The 2,844-nt window shown below is 59.7% G+C and carries 4 protein-coding genes; 3 read left to right on the top strand and 1 reads right to left on the bottom strand.

From position 1 onward, the window contains the following. Nucleotides 1-346: transposase (locus NUV99_09340; protein MCR4420306.1), on the bottom strand; the 346-nt coding region annotated here is incomplete at its 3' end. Nucleotides 347-700: 354 nt separating this feature from the next. Between NUV99_09340 and NUV99_09335 the strand changes: the two genes are divergently transcribed. The 3 genes from NUV99_09335 to NUV99_09325 all read left to right on the top strand — a co-directional run bounded on the left by NUV99_09335 (nt 701) and on the right by NUV99_09325 (nt 2,503). Beyond that, nucleotides 701-1,570 carry a class I SAM-dependent methyltransferase gene (locus NUV99_09335; protein ID MCR4420305.1) on the top strand — a complete coding sequence of 290 codons (870 nt, stop codon included), beginning with the start codon at nt 701-703 and terminating at the stop codon, nt 1,568-1,570. Between the two features lie 155 nt (nt 1,571-1,725). Then, entirely contained in the window at nt 1,726-2,226 is a 501-nt protein-coding gene (locus NUV99_09330; GenBank protein MCR4420304.1) for a hypothetical protein, read from the top strand. Nucleotides 2,227-2,320: 94 nt separating this feature from the next. Then, complete coding sequence (locus tag NUV99_09325; GenBank protein MCR4420303.1) at nt 2,321-2,503, top strand: hypothetical protein; 183 nt, start codon at nt 2,321-2,323, stop codon at nt 2,501-2,503. Nucleotides 2,504-2,844: the final 341 nt, after the last annotated feature.

Below are 2,844 nucleotides of genomic sequence, written 5' to 3'. Positions count from 1 at the left end.
GGCGGGCCATCAGTTTCTTTAGGAACCGGCTGTATACCCAGGCCGGCGGTACCGCCTTTTCGCCCCGGGCGGGATCAAAACCGCACAACTGCCGTAACTGGGCGTTACGCCTTAGTTCCCGCCTGAGACTCTCTATCGAGGGATGCTGGTAGACTATGCCCGCCAATATGGAGTTCCATACCGCCCGCACCGGATAGTCGTCCCGTCCGTTTTTGCGCTCCCTTTCTAGATCCCGCATTAGCTCTTCGTCCGGCAGGTTCTTTAAGACCAATTGCAGCCGCTCCAGATCCCCCAGTTCCTCGATTTCTTCCCACCCAAACAGCCTCGGTTGTGGTATAATCGCCATGGGGTGAAAGGCAGGTGGGGTTCTGCAATTCGGAGAAAGCGGACTGGATTGACGCCGGTGCGGTGGGCGAGGTGCATTGGAGGAAGGGCGTTCCCTACCGGGTGTTGGGAATCTGGTTCTCGCCGCGCCTCGTCCCGCCCGGCCGTGACTCAGGCGCGGGCCCTGGCCTGTGCACGGAAGTTCGAGGAGGGAGTAGACCGGGGGGGCTCGAATTCGATCATGGCATCCGCCCGGCCCGCCCTCGCCACCAACAACAGGACGGGCTCTTACGGCGTGGCGGTCATGGAGTTGCGGGTAGAACCCGATTTCCGGTCGTATGAGCGTCGGGGACGGGGCGAAAGGAGAGGCTGGTCTTTGGACAGGTTCGAGTTCTACTCAACGAGCCATTCGTTCCACCGGTTCATGAATCCCACCAACATCGACAAGCTCATGGAGCTTGGATGGGCATGCAGGCTGGAACTCAGACAGGGGGCTCCAGAGGCCTGGAGGCTTGCCAACATCAACGACGGATTGTTCCCCGATGCGGCGGTGACCCGCTCCGCCACCGGTGTGGAGAAACGGGTGCTGGACGTGGGGTGCGGGAAGGGCGGCCTGACCTTTCTTCTCGTGGAGAACTTCCTTGCGCGCTGCCTGGGCGTAGATCTGTCTCCGGGCGAGATCCGGCAGGCAGAGGCCAGAAGGCGGCTGTCTGCTTTCGCCAACAAGGTGCAGTTCGTGCGTGCCGACGGCAGAGAATACACGCGAGCGCTGGCTTCGAAAGGCGACAGGTTCGACGTGGCCCTGTGCATCGGGGCGACCTTCATCTTTGGGTCGTTTGAGGACACGATCGAGGCGCTCGGGTCGTGTCTGGCCGACGGAGGCGTTCTGGCTATCGGCGAAGCCACGCTCAACGAATGCGAGGGTGCGCAGGCTTATCGCGACGAAGTCGCGTCCGAGATCGTGTTGCGCACGGACCGGGAGCTGCTGGAGATCATCGAGCGCAATGGGTATGACCTCACCTACATGGTAGAGGCGTCGCTGCCGGACTGGGACAGGTACGAATCGCTACAGTGGCTGGCACTGCATCGCAACCTGGCTCTGCACCCGGATGATCCGGAGGCGCGTGCGCACTGGGAACGCAAGCACAAGGAGAAAGTCTCGTACCTGAGCAGGGAACGCAGGTACATAGGCTGGAAGATATTCGTCCTGGAGAAGGCGGTCGCCGGGACCCGGCTCACCACGTAGAGAGATACCCTGACCCGATGGCCGACGCCCGTCAGCGCGTGGCGAAAGTCGAACCACGGCGCCCACACCGCTGTCAATGCTCACTCTATCCTGCCTGAAATCAGGTCCTATCTTCGCAGATTGAACAATCTGCAACCTCTGGGAATGCCGGAGCAATGTGCACATCTTTTCTCACTTTGTTTTGGGGAGTGGGGGGGTCGGTCAGTCTATCGGATCATGGAGGAAGGTCTTTTTTCCTCGACGAAATCCACCTGGCCACCAACCACGTCCTTGAGGACATCCGGTTGCTTTTCAGCTTCAAGATGGACTCCCACAACCCCTTTATCCTCATCCTGGCCGGACAAAGCCTGATCCGCACCAAACTGGCCTTAAACGCCAACGCCCCCTTAAGGCAGAGGCTGGTGGTGAAGTACTTCATGCGCGGATTGGAAAAGGAGGAAATCGGGGAGTATTGCCTTAGCCTGTTGAAAAAGGCGGGCTGTCACGAGGAAATCTTTACCCCCCAAGCCTTTGAAGCCATCTACGCCACCACCAACGGGCCGCCCCGCCTGGTCAACAACCTGGTCACCGCTTGCCTCATCCTCGCCACCGGCGACAAGAAGACGGTCATCGACCTGGAGATCGTCTACCAGGCGCAAAAGGAGTTGGAAATCTGATCCGGCGGAGGTGGTCTTGTTGCCGGCCCATCCTGAGCTTGAAGGGTACTTCCTGGCTACCGGTTTTGCCGATCTTTTGCCCCTGGCCCTGAAAATGGCCCAAAGGGACGGCTACGGGCCAGAAGAAATGATTGAAGCTATCTGCCTGGTGGCGGACAAGGCAAGGACCTATCCGCCCACCAGAAACCGCGTAGCCTGGTTTGCCACCGTCTTCCGGGAAAAGCTGCGGCAGGCGCGGGCGGAAATCAAGGCCTGCGAGAGAAAAACTCTCGGCTAAAGGCGATAGCCGGGGCGCCACTAACCCGGTGCCCCGGCTCCCCTATATTAAGCCCATCCCCACCATGGCCCCAATACCAACACAATCTGCGAAAGCCCAGCAGGGGTGGGCAATTTAATGTGCGAAAACCGGTCTTGCCACCGCTTGATTTAGACAACCCAATTTGAGAACCAAGAGGCAACTTAATTTGCGGATTGACACCTTGGTTTGAGGTTTCAATCCCCACCCGGCCCGAAGTCCGGGTGCTACTCCACCCTGGCTGCGACGGAGGACGTGATGCCGGTGTTTCAATCCCCACCCGGCCCGAAGGCCGGGTGCTACAACGCCGGATACCGAAACGC

The organism is Clostridia bacterium, from assembly GCA_024653205.1.
GTDB lineage: Bacteria > Bacillota > DSM-521 > Neomoorellales > SLTJ01 > JANLFO01.
The sequence above is the reverse complement of the archived record's forward strand: the minus strand, read 5'-3'. Positions and strand labels throughout refer to the sequence as shown.

What these genes read in the sequence shown, in the direction of transcription:
- NUV99_09330 (MCR4420304.1), top strand. Translation starts at nt 1,726, where the DNA reads ATGTGCACATCTTTTCTCACTTTGTTTTGGGGAGTGGGGGGGTCGGTC.
- NUV99_09325 (MCR4420303.1), top strand. Translation starts at nt 2,321, where the DNA reads ATGGCCCAAAGGGACGGCTACGGGCCAGAAGAAATGATTGAAGCTATC.